General features: G+C 63.7%; 14 protein-coding genes. 13 read left to right on the forward strand and 1 reads right to left on the reverse strand.

All coding sequences use genetic code 11. The annotated features are described in order from the left end of the window. The first annotated feature begins 263 nt into the window (after positions 1–263). From L0U82_RS21775 to L0U82_RS21835, 13 genes are all read left to right on the forward strand, one after another. Complete coding sequence (locus L0U82_RS21775; protein ID WP_233834384.1) at positions 264–686, forward strand: MarR family winged helix-turn-helix transcriptional regulator; 423 nt, start codon at positions 264–266, stop codon at positions 684–686. An 83-nt stretch (positions 687–769) separates the two neighbouring features. Then, a complete protein-coding gene (locus L0U82_RS21780; protein WP_233834386.1) occupies positions 770–1,192 on the forward strand; it encodes a MarR family winged helix-turn-helix transcriptional regulator in 423 nt (140 codons plus the stop codon). A 75-nt stretch (positions 1,193–1,267) separates the two neighbouring features. Then, a complete protein-coding gene (locus L0U82_RS21785; protein ID WP_233834387.1) occupies positions 1,268–2,368 on the forward strand; it encodes an HlyD family secretion protein in 1,101 nt (366 codons plus the stop codon). 7 nt (positions 2,369–2,375) lie between these two features. Next, positions 2,376–3,947, forward strand: a complete 1,572-nt coding sequence (locus L0U82_RS21790) for a DHA2 family efflux MFS transporter permease subunit (RefSeq protein WP_233834389.1) — start codon at positions 2,376–2,378, stop codon at positions 3,945–3,947. Positions 3,948–3,957: 10 nt separating this feature from the next. After that, positions 3,958–5,391: an efflux transporter outer membrane subunit gene (locus tag L0U82_RS21795; RefSeq protein WP_233834391.1), complete on the forward strand. Its 1,434-nt coding sequence runs from the start codon at positions 3,958–3,960 to the stop codon at positions 5,389–5,391. Positions 5,392–5,641: 250 nt separating this feature from the next. After that, entirely contained in the window at positions 5,642–6,577 is a 936-nt protein-coding gene (gene panE, locus L0U82_RS21800; protein ID WP_233834393.1) for a 2-dehydropantoate 2-reductase, read from the forward strand. 74 nt (positions 6,578–6,651) lie between these two features. Then, positions 6,652–6,951 (forward strand): hypothetical protein, encoded by a 300-nt coding sequence (locus L0U82_RS21805; RefSeq protein ID WP_233834394.1) that lies wholly within the window; start codon positions 6,652–6,654, stop codon positions 6,949–6,951. A gap of 17 nt (positions 6,952–6,968) precedes the next feature. After that, complete coding sequence (gene pdxR, locus L0U82_RS21810; RefSeq protein WP_233834396.1) at positions 6,969–8,456, forward strand: MocR-like pyridoxine biosynthesis transcription factor PdxR; 1,488 nt, start codon at positions 6,969–6,971, stop codon at positions 8,454–8,456. 376 nt (positions 8,457–8,832) lie between these two features. Continuing rightward, a complete protein-coding gene (locus tag L0U82_RS21815; protein WP_233837441.1) occupies positions 8,833–9,285 on the forward strand; it encodes an HU family DNA-binding protein in 453 nt (150 codons plus the stop codon). 419 nt (positions 9,286–9,704) lie between these two features. Further along, positions 9,705–11,114, forward strand: a complete 1,410-nt coding sequence (locus tag L0U82_RS21820) for a circularly permuted type 2 ATP-grasp protein (RefSeq protein ID WP_233834398.1) — start codon at positions 9,705–9,707, stop codon at positions 11,112–11,114. A 111-nt stretch (positions 11,115–11,225) separates the two neighbouring features. Beyond that, on the forward strand, positions 11,226–12,176 hold the full coding sequence (locus L0U82_RS21825; RefSeq protein WP_233834399.1) for an alpha-E domain-containing protein: 951 nt from the start codon (positions 11,226–11,228) through the stop codon (positions 12,174–12,176). 12 nt (positions 12,177–12,188) lie between these two features. Then, positions 12,189–12,989, forward strand: coding sequence for a transglutaminase family protein (locus tag L0U82_RS21830; protein WP_233834401.1), 801 nt, complete (start codon positions 12,189–12,191; stop codon positions 12,987–12,989). A gap of 125 nt (positions 12,990–13,114) precedes the next feature. After that, positions 13,115–13,987 (forward strand): proteasome-type protease, encoded by an 873-nt coding sequence (locus tag L0U82_RS21835; protein WP_233834402.1) that lies wholly within the window; start codon positions 13,115–13,117, stop codon positions 13,985–13,987. 111 nt (positions 13,988–14,098) lie between these two features. Here L0U82_RS21835 and L0U82_RS21840 read toward each other — a convergent pair whose 3' ends face one another. Next, on the reverse strand, positions 14,099–15,283 hold the full coding sequence (locus L0U82_RS21840) for a porin (RefSeq protein WP_233834404.1): 1,185 nt from the start codon (positions 15,281–15,283) through the stop codon (positions 14,099–14,101). Positions 15,284–15,381: the final 98 nt, after the last annotated feature.

Below are 15,381 nucleotides of genomic sequence, written 5' to 3' on the forward strand. Positions count from 1 at the left end.
TCGATGGCCGATTGAATGTCGGCGCCGCTGTGAATCAGGCGTATCGGGAAAGATAGGTGATTAACGTCGCCGCAATAGGCGAGATGCGGTCTGAAAGTATGACGTAATGTGTGTTGCCGAACATAGCGATCCGTGAAGCGCTCGCAAGCCGGTCGCTGTCAGTCGTCGGCATGACCTGTTCCAACATCGCGGCGTCGCGGTGATCTCTTTCAAACCACAGAAAAACTTGACACCGTGCATATGCACACCTACACTCCGTTTCCATGAACCGTCCTCTTGCCTACGATGAATGTAACTGCTTCGCGCTGCGCCAGGCGGCGCGGCACGTTACGCAGATCTACGAGCGCCACCTCGGCGCCGTAGGGCTCACCGCTGCGCAGTTCACGATTCTTGCCAAGCTCGCGCGTACGCCGAATCTGCCGATCGCCGATCTGGCCGAATGGATGGTGATGGAACGCACCACGCTGGTCCGCGCGATGAAGCCGTTGCAGCGCGACGGCCTCGTGACGGCCGAAGCCGCGGAACACGACGGCCGCACGTTCCTGTTCAGTCTGACGGAAAAGGGCGAAACGACGTTCGACGAAGCGTCGATTGCATGGCGCGCGGCGCAGGACGAATTCGAGCAGAAGTTTGGCAGTGCGCGCGCGAAGACGCTGCGCGCCGAACTTTTCGGCATCAAAGGCTAGACCGCGTATATGAACCCGCTTCGGCGGGTTTTTCTACGCCGATTTATGTGCATATGCACTCGCGAGTAAAGGGAAGCGCAGCAATGGAAACACTGCTTGACGACGACTGTTTTGCGATTCGCCAGGCGGCACGTCATGTGTCGCAGATCTACGACCGGCATCTGGCGAATGTCGATTTGACCATCACGCAGTTCTCGCTGCTGAACCGACTCAAACGCACCGGCCCGATGACGATGAAGCAGATCGCCGAACTGATGCGAATGCAGCGCACGACGTTGGTTCGCACGATCCAGCCGTTGCGCCGCGATGGCCTGGTGACGAGCGAGGCGACCGGTGCGGATGCCCGCGCGCTGTCGATCTCGCTGACGGCGGCCGGCGCGGAGCGGCTGAGCGCGGGACTTCCGCACTGGTATGCCGCGCAAGCTGAATTCGAACATAGCTTTGGTGAGCAGCGAGCGGCGTCGTTACGCGGCGAACTGTTCGCCATCACCGGCGATTCGCTCTGAGATTAAAGGCAGTGGAGGCTGGCGCGTCGCGCCATTTTTTTCAACCTGACGAGTGCATACGCACATATAAACATCATGTCCACAACTCCTTCGACAGTCGCGCCGCCGGGCGCGGTACAACCGGCCAGCCAGGCGCGGCGCATTCCGTGGATGCTGCTGGCGGTCATCTCGGTTCTGGTGGCGCTGGCGCTGGCCGCTTCGTACTGGTTCTTCGTCGGCCGCTTCGTCGAGACGACCGATGACGCGTACGTCGGCGGCGACGTCACGGTGATGGCGCCGAAGGTGAACGGCTTCGTGACCGAGGTGCTGGTGCGCGACAACGAGTTCGTTCACGCGAACCAGGTGCTGATACGCCTCGATTCGCGCGACTACGACGCACGGCTCGCGCAGGCGAACGCCGAAGTCGAAGGCGCGCAGGCCGCGGTGACCGAACTCGAAGCGAAGAAATCGCTGCAACTCGCGACGATCAATGAGCAGGCCGCCGAGGTCCGCGCGTCCGGTGCCGAGTTGACGCGCAGCGCCGCCGATCAGGCGCGCTACCGCGAACTCGTGAAGGACGAAGCGGTATCGAACCAGGTGGTCGAGCGGGCCGACGCCGATCTGACCAAAGCGCATGCCGCGGTCGATCGTAGCAACGCATCGCTAATCGCCGCGCAACGGCAGTTGACGGTGCTCGATGCGCAGATCGGCGACGCGAAGGCACGCATCGCGACCGCGCAGGCAGCACAGCGCGTCGCCGCGCTGAACGTCGAATACACGACGATCCGCTCGCCGATCGACGGCTATGTCGGCAATCGCACCGCGCGCGTCGGCTTGCTCGCGAACACCGGCGTATCGCTGCTGACGGTGGTGCCCGCGAGCGGTCTGTGGATCGATGCGAACTTCAAGGAAGACCAGCTGAAGAAGATGCATGCGGGCGATAGCGTCGACGTCGATCTCGATGCGTCGAGCCGTGGCCTGCATGGCGTGGTCGAAAGCCTGGCGCCGGCTACCGGTGCGACGTTCAGCGTATTGCCGGCCGAGAACGCGACCGGCAACTTCACGAAGATCGTGCAGCGCGTGCCGGTGCGCGTGCGTCTCGATGTGCCGAAGGATATGCAGGGCGTGCTGCGTCCGGGCCTTTCGGCGACCGTGAAGGTGCATATCGATTCGGGCAAGACCGCCGCGCAGGGATAAGCCGATCATGACCTCCGTTCCCGACAATCCCGCCGACCTGCCGATGCGCACCAAGGTTTTCGCGTTCGTGCTGATGTGCGTCGGCTTTTTCATGGCGACGCTCGATATCCAGATCGTCGCGTCCTCGCTGCGCGACATCGGCGGCGGACTGTCCGCGAGTCAGGATGAGCTGTCGTGGGTGCAGACCTCGTATCTGATCGCGGAAATTATCGTGATCCCGATGTCAGGCTGGCTCACGCGGGTGTTCTCGACGCGCTGGCTGTTCACGTTCTCCGCGTTCGGCTTTACGGTGACCAGCATGCTGTGCGGGATCGCCTGGGACATCAACTCGATGATCCTGTTCCGCGGTCTGCAAGGCGCGCTCGGCGCCGCGATGATCCCGACGGTGTTCACGACCGCGTTCGTGTTGTTCCCCGGCCGGCAGCGTCTGGTTGCGGCCACCACGATCGGCGCGCTGGCGTCGCTCGCGCCGACCATCGGCCCGGTGATCGGCGGCTGGATCACGTCGCAATGGTCGTGGCACTGGCTGTTCTATCTGAACCTCGTGCCGGGCGTGATCGTTACCGTGATGGTGCCGAGGTACGTGCATATCGACAAAGTGGATCTGTCGCTGCTGAAGAAGGGCGACTACGTCGGCATTCTGCTGATGTCGGTGTTTCTCGGTTGCCTCGAATACGTGCTGGAAGAGGGCCCGCGCAAGAACTGGTTCGGCGACGACGTGATCCTGATCTGCGCGTGGGCGGCGGCCATCGGCGGGTTTCTTTTCATCGTGCATGCCTTCACCGCGAAGGAACCGATCGTCGACTTGCGCGCGCTTGCGGTGCGCAACTTCGGCATCGGCAGTCTGTTGTCGTTCATTACCGGTATCGGGATCTTCTGCACGGTGTTTCTGACGCCTGTGTTTCTGGCCCGCGTGCGTGGCTTCGATTCGTTGCAGATCGGCCTGGCGCTGCTGTCGGTCGGCTGTTTCCAGCTGATTTCGCTGACCGCCTATTCGATCCTTGCTCGCTTCATCGACATGCGCAAGCTGATGGTGTTTGGCCTCGTGCTGTTCGGCCTCGGCTGCTATCTGTATGTGCCGTTGACGAGTCAGTGGGGCTGGCAACAGTTGCTGATTCCGCAGGCGCTGCGCGGCATCGGCCAACAGTTCTGTATTCCGCCGATCGTCACGATGGCGCTCGGCTCGCTGCCGCCGTCGCGGCTGCGCTCCGCGAGCGGCCTGTTCAATCTGATGCGTAATCTCGGCGGGGCAATCGGCATCGCGGTCAGCAGCACGATGTTGAACGATCGGCTGAACCTGCATTACGAACGGCTCGACGAGCATCTGAACGCCGGCCGCCCCGCGGTCGAATCGATCTTGCACAAGCAGGCCGCGTATCTGTCGGCGGTCGGCGGCGACGTGCTGAACGCCGCCAGCGCGGGGCTCGCCGAACTGAACGCGCTGCTGACCCGCGAGGCGCTGGTGCTTGCATTCTCCGACGCGTTTCTGGCCGTGTCGCTTTGCTTCGTGGTGGGCTTGCTGAGCGTGCTGTTTTCGCGCCCGTTCGGCGCCGGCGCGCCGCCCCCCGATGCCCATTAAGGAACCCAACATGAAGCGGATTGTAATGAAGGTAGTGGCGAGCGCGGCATGGCTGACGCTTGCGGCGTGCGCGGTGCAACCGGCCACGCACGCGGATCTGCCGCAAACGGTAACGACGCTCGCGCCGGCCGCCTGGAGCGTCGACGCGCCGCAGGACAGCGTCAGCACCGATGCCTGGTGGGCGCGTTTCGGCGACCCTGTGATGCATCAACTGGTCGAGTCGGTGCTGACCGGCAATCTGGATGTGCAGGCTGCGGCGGAGCGCGTCAAGCAGGCGCAGGATCTGGTCACGCAGAATCGCGCGGCACTGGTGCCCGAATTGAACGCCCGCGCGGGTGCCTCGGACTCGCGCCAGAACACGCCGCCGCCGCTTGGCTATGTGCGGCAGGCGGGCTTCGGTGTCGCGGCAAGCTGGACGCCCGACGTGTTCGGCGGCGAACGGCTGGCGGTGTTGACGTCGCAGGCGCAGGTGTCGGGCCGCGAGGCGGCGCTGCAGGAATTGCGGCTCGCGCTCGCCGCCAATACGGCGGCCGCGTATATCGATCTGCGCTGGGCGCAGACGCAATTGCAGATTCTCAGCGACAACGAACAGATTCGCAGCCGCGCGCTGAAGCTGACGCAGGAGCGTTTGCATTACGGACTGTCGACACAGCTCGACGTCGCGCGCGCGCAGAATCAGCTCGAGGATCTGCAGGCGCAGATTCCGCGCATGCAATCGACGGTGCAGCATCAGCTGAGTCTGATCGCCGTGTATTCGGGGCGCACGCCGGAGAGCGTCGACAAGCTGCTGCTCGCCGACGCGCGCGAGATTCCGGTGCCCGCGCAAAGCGCGCCGCAGGCGCTGCCTTCCGAGGCGTTGCTGCATCGGCCGGACGTGCGTACCGCGTATGCGCTGGTCGAACAGCGCGCGGCCGAAGTGGGGGTGTCGAAGGCGCAGCGTTATCCGCAGTTCCGGATCGATCTGACGAACGGCTTGCTGGCGTCGTCGTATCTCGGTCTGCCGACGCTGACCGACAATCTGTTTAGCGCCGCGCTGAACGCGACGAGTCCGATTTTCAACGCCGGGCGTATCACCGCGAATATCGATGCAAGCGAGAGCCGCATGCGCGAATCGCAGCTCGGTTTGCAGCAGACGATGCTGCAGGCGTTGAAGGAGGTCGAGGACAACCGCAGCGATCTCGTCAGTGGCGCGGTGCAGGTGCAGCGGCTGGGCGGCGCGCTCGATGCGTCGAACCACGCGCTGCGTCTGTCGACCGAGTTGTACAAGGGCGGCGCGTCGAGCTTCCTCGACGTGCTGGCCGCGCAGGAGGCGTATCTGCGCGACTCGGAATCGCTGAATCAGGCGAAGCGCGAGCATGCGCTGTCGGCCATCGCGCTGTATCGCTCGCTCGGCGGCGGCTGGGACGAGCACGACACGGTGGCGTCGACGGCGGCGAATCCGTAACGCGGCCGGCGCGACGTGTCGATGCGATGACACGTCGGCGTGGCGCTGCCGTGCGGCGCATCAGCGAGCCCGCTGCGCGGGCCGCCAGCACCGTTGCGTTGCAGCACGCAGCGCATTGCGCGGGTATGGCCGGAAGCAATCCGCGATCTTTGCTACATTCCTGCACACGCACCGCATACGCGGCACAGTGGGAGTGCGTCGAACGTCGCGGCATGACCGGTGAGATCGAAATCCTTTGAAGAGGCTCAAGATGCGAATTCTGGTGGTAGGGGCGGGCGCGGTAGGCGGATATTTCGGCGGACGTCTCGCCGAGGCGGGGCAGGACGTGACCTTTCTGGTGCGTTCCGGCCGCGCGGAGCGGCTGCGGCGCGACGGCCTCGTGATCGACAGTCCGCGCGGCAACCTCGTGCTGCGCGACGTCAAGACGATTCTGGCCGGCGTGAGCGCCGAGCCGTTCGATGTCGTGCTGCTCAGCTGCAAGGCCTACAGCCTCGACGACGCGATCGATTCGTTCGCGCCGCTGGTCGGCGAATCGACGGTCATCCTGCCGATGCTCAACGGCATGCGCCATATCGACGTGTTGTCCGCGCGCTTCGGCAGGGAGCGCGTGCTCGGCGGCCAGTGCGTGATCGCCGCGACGCTGAATGCCGAACAGCACATCGTGCATCTGAACGACATGCAGACGATGACGTTCGGCGAACTTCCCGGCGGCAACTCCGAGCGCGTCGAGGAGATCGCGCGGGCGATGGCGGACGCGAACTTCGACGCGTCGGTCAGCGACAACATCCTGCTGCGTATGTGGGAAAAATGGGTGTTCCTCGCCACATTGGCGGGCAGTACGTGCTTGATGCGCGGTTCGGTCGGCGATATTCTGGCTGCGCCCGACGGCAAGCGCGTGATCGAGAATCTGCTCGGCGAGTGCCGCGCGGTGGCGGAGAGCAACGGCTTCACGATGGTCGCGGATTTCGATGCGCGCGCCACGCAGACGCTGCTGACGCCGTCGCCGCTAACGGCATCGATGCTGCGCGACGTCGAAAACCGCTCGCATACCGAGGCCGATCATATTCTCGGCGATCTGATCGCGCGCGGCGGCGACGCGCAAAAGGGCGAGCACGGCCTGTCGCTGTTGCGCATCGCCTATAGTCATCTGAAGACATACGAAGCACGCCAGACCCGTACCTCCTGACCACCCGCCGCGGAGCCGGTGCCGAAACGGATGGCGGGCATTAGCGCAGTCCAACGACGTTTCGGAGGTGAAGCATGCCGGCTCCAATCGGATCGGTTCCCGCGCTCAGTGCTGCGTCGGCGACGGTATTCTCGATCGGTATCATCTTTCTCGGCTACTGGGGCATGTATGAGCCGACCACATGGCGCGCGGCCGACGTGGTGGTGTTCGTGCTCGCGCTAGCCGGCTTCGCGTGCCTTGGCCTCGTGCCGTGGATGGCGACCAGCCCGGTCGAGCCGGAGACCAGCGACGCCCGCATCCGCATTGCGCGGCATCTGTTTCTGAGCGGCGTGATATCGATCTGGCTCGCGGTGGCCATCTCCGTGGTTTTCTGAAAACGTCCGAAGCCCGAATGGACATCCATATTGCGGTCGAAGGACATCACGATCTATCCGGACAAATCTATCGGCAGTTGCGCGCGGGCATCGTCGAAGGACGACTTGCCGGCGGCACGCGGCTGCCATCCACGCGCGATCTCGCGACCCAGCTCGGCGTATCGCGCAAAACCACGCTCGACGTATTCGAACGGCTGCTGTCCGAAGGCTATCTGAGCGCGCGCGCCGGTTCCGGCACCTTCGTCGCCGACGGGCTCGCGCGGCTGCCGGCCGAGCGCTCCGCGCATGCCCGCACCGCCGATGCGTTGCGCGCCCGGGCCGCCGCGAAAACCAAAGCCGCCGCACGCGCGCAACCGCTGTGGGAGCAGATGCCGGACAGCGTGCCGCTGCCGCAGCCTTCGGTGGCCTCGCCGTTGGACTTCGTGTGCGGCGCGACCGACAAGACACTGTTTCCCTTCGACGTGTGGCGCCGCTGTATCAATCACGCGCTGCGTACCCAGGCTCGCAGCCCCGCCACCTATCGCGACGCGGCCGGCGACCAGCAACTGCGGCTCGCAATCTCGCGCTACCTCGCCTTTAACCGCGCGGTGACCAGTAACTGGGAAGACGTGATCGTCACGCAGGGCGCGCAGCAGGCGCTCGATCTGATTGCGCGCGTCATGTTGCGGCCCGGCGAGATCGTCGCGATCGAGGATCCCGGCTATCCGCCCGCGCATGCGTGCTTTTCGGTAACGGGCGCGCGCGTCGTGCCGGTGCCTGTCGATCGCGACGGTCTGATCGTCGGCAAGCTGCCCGACCACGCGCGGCTGGTTTACGTGACGCCTTCGCATCAGTTTCCGCTCGGCATGCCGATGAGCCTGGAGCGCCGCGTCGAACTGCTCGAATGGGCGCAAAAGCGCGGCGCGGTCATCATCGAAGACGATTACGACTGCGAGTATCGTTTCGAAGGGCGGCCGATGGAGCCGCTCAAAAGTCTCGATCACGCCGGACTCGTTGCCTACGTCGGCACTTTTTCGAAGACCATCTTCCCCGAACTGCGGATCGGCTACGTCGTGCCGCCCGCGTCCTTGCACGCCGCGCTGCTGAAGGCACGTCAGATTGCCGATTGGCACGGCTGTACGCTGACGCAAACCGCGCTCGCGTCGTTCATGCTCAACGGCGACTTCGCGCGGCACTTGCGGCGCATGCACAAGGCTTACGCGGCACGGCGCGCGATGCTGCTCGATCATCTGCGAGGCGACCTGTCGCGCTGGATCGAACCGATCGTGCCGACTGCGGGTATCCACCTGGCCGCGCGGCTGAAGGCGCCGCTCGCGTCGCTCGGCGAAGACGCGCTCGTTGCCGCCGCGCGCGAAGCGTCGATCGGCCTGTATGGGCTCGCGCCGTTTCACCGCCGGGTAACACCGCAGCCGGGGCTGATGTTCGGCTACGGCAACATCGCGGTCGAACATATCGACACCGCGCTCACGACGCTTGCCGGCATCCTGGCGCGTCTCGTACGCTGACCCAAAGCTTGCCGCAAGCCGGGCGTTGGCCTCGCTAAAGTCTGGCGGTATACGGCCGGCTCCTCGGGAAAATGACGAAAGTGCCCTGAATCAAGGGGTGAAAGCGCCTGGGCCGGTCGCATCCGGCGTCGGAAAGCGGCCGCCGAAACGAACTGTAACGTGCGTTACGTGTGCATGTTAATGCCTGGCCGGGTGCGTTTTACCCCCTAAAACAGGCACTAAAACGCGTCGACCTGTTGGCGCCGCGCAAAAAACTTCGTCTCGACACATAAAAGAGTCGCGCAAATCGCGCGAGCGCTTGTAGAATCCGGCGTTGAAGCGTGCACATACGGTGTGCGCTTCGAGCAATTCACTGACCACAACAGGTAGGAGAAACATGCCGACTTCCGCAAAAAAGGTGGCCAAGAAGGCTGCTGCCCCGGTACCGACCAAGAAGGTTGCTGCAAAGAAAGTTCCTGCGAAGAAAGCCGTCGCAGCCAAGAAGGTCGCCGTGAAGGCGTCTGGCGCACCGTCGCCGATCAAGGACACCTTCACGAAGGCCTCGTTGGCAGCGCACATCGCTGAACGTGCTGCTGTTGAACCGAAGACCGCCAAGGCCGTGCTGGCCGCGCTCGAGGACACGATCCTCGGCACGGTGCACAAGAAAGGCGCTGGCGAATTCACGCTGTCGGGTCTGTTGAAGATCGTCGTGCAGGCTGTGCCGGCGAAGAAAAAGCGCTTCGGCAAGGACCCGTTCACGGGTGAAGAGCGCTGGTTCCCGGCCAAGCCGGCAAGCGTGCGCATCAAGGCACGCGCGCTGAAGAAGCTGAAGGATGCAGCGGCAGCCTAAGCGCACGGGCAATGCTTCAGGCGTTGGTGTGGTTTCGACCTTCGAGGTTTAACCATCCCTGACGTTTGAGTGCTTGTTTTAGTGCTTGCAAACAGGTAGTCCGAGTCCCCGTGGATGAAAATCCACGGGGACTTTTTTATGCGTGTGCTTCGTTATGAACGTCGTCATGAGCGTTACTGAGCGTCCAATTCTTCGGTGCATAGTGTGCGCCCTGATGGCGCGCGCGCACCGGAGTGGCGCATTATCAATTCACGGCAGTGCGATCGACACGAACGACGCCTTCCTGATGCGCCGTTAGCGTGTACGCAAACGTGCTTCAACACGTAAAACTCAATGGCATAACGCTTGCTTGATCGCTTGTCGAGTACCGAATGCGCAGCGCATTCGCCTTCTATTTCGACAAAAAGAGTGGGGCTGACATGCGATGCTATGACGAGATGCGTCATCACGACGATGGCGTACGGCCGCATTACGCGCGCTTTGAGCGATGGTTGACGCGCCAGGGCGAAGAGGCGATTGCACGCAAACGCGCGGAAGCCGACCTGCTGTTCCGGCGAGTCGGCATCACGTTCGCGGTGAACGGCGACCTGTCCGGCACCGAGCGGCTGATTCCGTTCGATCTGATTCCACGCATCATTCCGCGCGCTGAATGGCAAACGCTCGAAGCGGGTTTGCGGCAGCGCGTGCAGGCGCTCAACCAGTTCATCCACGACGTCTATCACGATCGCAACATCGTGCGCGCGGGCATCGTGCCGGCCGCGCAGGTCTATACCAATGCGCAGTATCGTCCCGAGATGCAGGGCGTCGACGTGCCGCTCGGTGTTTACGCGCATATTGCCGGCGTCGACGTGGTGCGAGCCGGCGACGCCGGTGAGTTCTACGTGCTCGAAGACAACCTGCGCGTGCCGTCGGGCGTGTCGTACATGCTGGAAAACCGCAAGATGATGATGCGGCTTTTTCCTGAGTTGTTCGTACAGAACCGTATTGCGCCGGTCGCGCATTATCCCGATCTGCTGCTCGATACGCTGCGCTCGGTGGCGCCCGAAGGTGTCGACGATCCGGTCGTCGTCGTCCTTACGCCCGGCATGTACAACTCCGCCTATTTCGAACACACGTTCCTCGCGCAGCAGATGGGCGTCGAGCTCGTCGAAGGCAAGGATCTGTTCGTCGACGACAACTATGTGTTCATGCGTACCACCCAGGGGCCGCGGCGCGTCGACGTGATCTACCGGCGCGTCGACGATGACTTTCTCGATCCGCTCGCGTTCCGCGCGGATTCGGCGCTCGGCGTGCCGGGGCTATTGACGGCCTATCGCGCCGGCCGCGTCGCGCTCGCGAACGCGATGGGCACCGGCATCGCCGACGACAAATCGATCTATCCGTACGTGCCGGAAATGATCGAGTTCTACCTGGGCGAAAAGCCGATTCTGAACAACGTGCCGACCTATCAGTGCCGCAAGCCGGACGACCTCGCGTATACGCTCGCGCATTTGCCGGAACTGGTCGTCAAGGAAGTGCACGGCGCGGGCGGCTACGGGATGCTCGTCGGCCCCGCGTCGACGCAGGCCGAAATCGAGGCGTTCCGTGCGCGTCTCGTCGCGCGTCCGGCCGGCTATATCGCGCAGCCGACGCTCGCGCTGTCCGCGTGTCCGACCTTCGTCGAAGCGGGTATCGCACCTCGCCATATCGATCTGCGGCCGTTCGTGCTATCGGGCAAGACCACCACGATGGTGGCGGGCGGCCTCACGCGTGTCGCGTTGCAGGAGGGCTCGCTCGTCGTCAATTCTTCGCAGGGAGGCGGCACCAAGGACACGTGGATGGTCGACTGACGCGGGTGCCGCCGTGCGTCGCTCGCAAGCCGATGCTTAAGAACCACCCGCGCGGGCCTTCGATACCGACCAAGGCCCCGGGTAATCAGCTTTCAGACAGGGAACGCCATCATGCTTAGCCGAACCGCCGATCACCTTTTCTGGATGGCCCGCTATATGGAGCGTGCGGAGAACACCGCCCGCATGCTCGACATCAATCTGAAGGCGCAACTGTTGCCGCAGACGCCGGAACAGGAGGCCCGCGCGCAGCGCTCGGTGCTGCGCATCTCGGAGCTCGAAGGCGCGTTCGCGCAGCGCCATGCGGAGCCGACGCACGAGCATGTGCTCGATTTCATGGTCGCGGATGCCAGCAATCCTTCGAGCATTCATTCGTGTTTGCAGGCCGCGCGCGAAAACGCACGCGCGGTGCGCGGCACGCTGACGACCGAGTGGTGGGAAACCATCAACGACACGTGGCTCGAATTCAACGAGCGGTTATCGAGCGGACAGGCCGCGAGCAATCCGGACGCGCTGTTCGAATGGGTCAAGTTCCGCTCGCATCTGTCGCGCGGCGTGACGATCGGCACCGCGCTGCAGGACGACGCGTTCTTCTTCACGCGGCTCGGCACCTATCTGGAGCGCGCCGACAACACCGCGCGGATTCTCGACGTGCGTTTTGCGAACGTCGAGCCGAATTCGCGCGATGCGGCGCGCCAGCTCGAAGACTTCTATTACTGGACCTCGATTCTGAGTTCGGTGTCGGCGCTGGAGATCTATCGCAAGGTGTATCGCGACGTCGTGACGCCCGCGCGCGTGGTCGAGCTGATGATCCTGAACCAGCAGATGCCGCGTTCGCTGCTGGCGTCGCTCGATGGCGTGTGCGCCAATCTCGCGATGCTGCGCACGGCGGGCTCGAACCCGTGCGAACGGTTCGCCGGCAAGCTGCGCGCCGATCTGCTGTATGCCGACATCCGGCAGATTTTCGAAACCGGCCTGCACGCCTATCTGACGCAGTTTCTTGCGCGCGTGTTCAATCTGGGCAACCTCGTTGCGCAGACCTATTCGCTGCTGCCGGTGGCCTGACGGAGTTTTGCCATGTACCTGACGATCCGCCATAACACGTCGTATCGCTATGAAGCGACGGTTCACTATTCGATCCAGCAATTGCGCCTGACGCCGGCGAGCGGCGCCGCGCAGACGGTGCGGCGCTGGAGCATCGACGCGCCGGGCAAGCTCGACGCGACCCAGGACGCGTACGGCAACGTGCTGCATACGCTCGTCATCAACAAGCCGCACAACGAGATTCATCTGCTCGTGACGGGCGAAGTGGAGACGGTGCCGCTCGTCGACGGCGTGCTGCGCGATTCCGCCGGCCCGATTCCGCTCGAACATTTCACCTGCGCGACGCGTTTGACCGAGGCCGACGCGGCGATTCGCGAGCTGGCCGCGACGGTACCGGATCTCGCGACTCAGGCGAGCCTGCTCGCGTTGTCCGAGCAGATCGTGCAGCGCGTGCAATACCGGCCCGGTGTGACGGCGGTCACGAGCACGGCCGCCGAGGCGCTCGCGCTCGGAAATGGCGTGTGCCAGGACCATGCGCATCTGATGCTCGCGTGTTGCCGCGCGCGCGGCGTGCCCGCGCGTTACGTGAGCGGCTATATCGAGCCGGGCGACGTGCCGCATGCGGCGAGCCATGCATGGGTCGATGTCTGGCTCGACGGCACGGGCTGGGTTTCCATCGACGTCACGCATGCCGCGTTTGCCAGCGACATCTACTGCCGGCTCGCGGTCGCGCGCGACTATGAAGCCGCGGCGCCGGTGCGCGGGCGGCGCATCGGCGGGCTCGGGGAGGAACTCGACGTGGCGGTGACGGTGAGCGCGGAGATGCCGCAATAAGCGCTGCGGTGATGCGGGCAATCAATCGCCCGGGATCACGCCGCCGGAGCGCCGTTAATACGGATAAAAGGCGCTTCCGCGCCGCATTACAATAGCGCCGTTCATGTGCTTTTCGCGGATTCCCTATGACCTATTGCGTGGCGATGGCCGTCGACGACGGCCTCGTGTTCCTGTCGGACACACGCACCAATGCCGGCGTCGATCACATCAGCACCGCGCGCAAGATGTCGGTGTTCGAGCAACCCGGCGAACGTCTGCTGGTGCTGCTGGGCGCCGGCAATCTGTCGCTGACGCAGGCGGTGTTGCACGAGCTGTCCGAGCCCACCGATGCCGCGCAGCCGACGCTGTGGAGCGTGCCGACGATGGCGGACGCCGCGCGCGTGGTCGGCGACGCGGTGCGTCGCGTGCATCAGCGCGAAGCGGACGCGTTGCAGAAGTTCGGCGTCGATTTCAATTGCAGCTTTATTCTCGGCGGGCAGATCGCGGGCAACCGGATGCGCCTGTTCATGATTTATGCGGCCGGTAATTTCATCGAGTCGTCGGCGGCGAATCCGTATTTTCAGGTCGGCGAGGCGAAGTACGGCAAGCCGATCATCGATCGCGTGCTGACGCCGTCCACACCGCTCGACGAAGCTGCGAAGTGCGCGCTGATTTCGATGGACTCGACGCTGCGTTCGAATCTGTCGGTGGGGCTGCCGCTCGATCTGCTCGTGTATGAAAAGGACGCGCTGTGCGTCACGCGTTTCGTGTCGATCGATCGCGACAATGGCTACTTCGACATGATTCACCGCACGTGGGGCGAGCGCTTGCGTCAGGTGTTCGCGGAGATTCCCGACCCGGACTGGCGCGATTCGCCGGGCATGCAGCCGTTGCAGCCCGAGCGGGCGCTGGTGCGGTATCAGGCGCCGATAGGCGCCGATGGGATCGAGCACGAGAGCGCGGTGAAGCCAGCTCAGACGCTCGCGCAGGCCGACAAGGGCAAAGTGCAGCGGCGTTAGGACTTCGGCGAAAACCACGGGGCGAAAAAAAACCAGCCATCGGCATTGCCTCTGGCTGGTTTTGATCTACGCGGCTCGCAAGCCGCGTAGTCACTCCGATTCGAAGTCCGATTAGAACTTGTGACGGATACCGACGCTGACCATGACCTGGTTCTCGGTGCCCGACTGGTTGCCGTACGAACCGATCGAAGCCGTTGCCGGCACGAGCGCGCCGGTGGTCGGATCACGCTGATCGCCGCTCGCATGTTGCCATGCGCCCACTGCGTACAGGTCGGTGCGCTTCGACAGCGAGTAGTCCGCGCCGAGCGAAACCTGGTTGTACGTCGCCGTTGCGTCGCCCGTGCCGCGCGTGTACGCGTAGCCGATACCCAGCAGCGCTGCCGGCGTGAGCTGGTAGCCAACGTAAGCGCGGCCGACGTTGAACTTCTGCGTCGTCAGGAAGCCCGAGTTCGCATCCGGCTTGTATTGCGCGTTGCTGTAGCTCAGGTTCGCCGTCCACGGACCCGTCACGTACTGAACGGCTGCCGAAGCGATGCCGATTGACTTCGAGAATGCGTACGCGGCGTTGATGCCTGCGTTATCCGGGAAAGACGAATCGAACGTGCCGCCTGCCGTGCCAGCCCAGCCGCCTGCCGCGGTACGTGCTGCGAGCGTGTTGGCGTTGCTTGCGTGCAGGTAGCCGGCAGCGACGCTGAACGGACCCGTTGCGTACGTTGCCGCGCCCGACCACGTCTGGCCCGAACCCGTCGAACCAGCGGTGCCGCCCAGTGCGTACAAGCCTTCGATCTGGAAGCCCGACCACACCGGCGAAACATACTTGACTGCGTTGTTCACGCGGAAGCTGTTGTCGTTGTTGTCGACGTCACCCGGCGTTGCGAACGTGCTGCCGAAGTAGTTGTCGCCCGTCAGCGGCTGGACCATGTCGACCAGCGGGTCATACTGACGGCCCAGCGTCACGGTGCCCCATGTGTCGCCGGTCAGACCGACATAAGCCTGACGACCGAACATCAGGCCACCCTGACCGAGCTTGCCGTTGTTGACGTCAAAGCCGTTTTCCAACTGGAAAATCGCCTTCAGGCCGCCGCCGAGGTCTTCCGTGCCCTTCAGGCCGAAACGGCTACCTTGCAGGTTGCCCGAATACAGTTGCACGAGGGCGCCGCCGTGCGGCGTAGCGTTGTTCACGTACTGGACCGATTCATCGATCAGGCCATAGAGGGTCACGCTGCTTTGCGCGTGAGCCATACCGGTGACGCCGAGCAGCGCCAGCGAAAGGGTAGACAGTGCGATTCGTTTCATCTATTTCTCCACGCAGATGATGTTTTCTTTGTTGCGGAAAGCAGAATAGCTCACTGTTCGAATTGACAAGAACAGGAAAAAAAAGACTGTCGCCAAAA

This window comes from Paraburkholderia sp. ZP32-5 (genome assembly GCF_021390495.1).
In the GTDB taxonomy this organism is placed as follows: domain Bacteria; phylum Pseudomonadota; class Gammaproteobacteria; order Burkholderiales; family Burkholderiaceae; genus Paraburkholderia.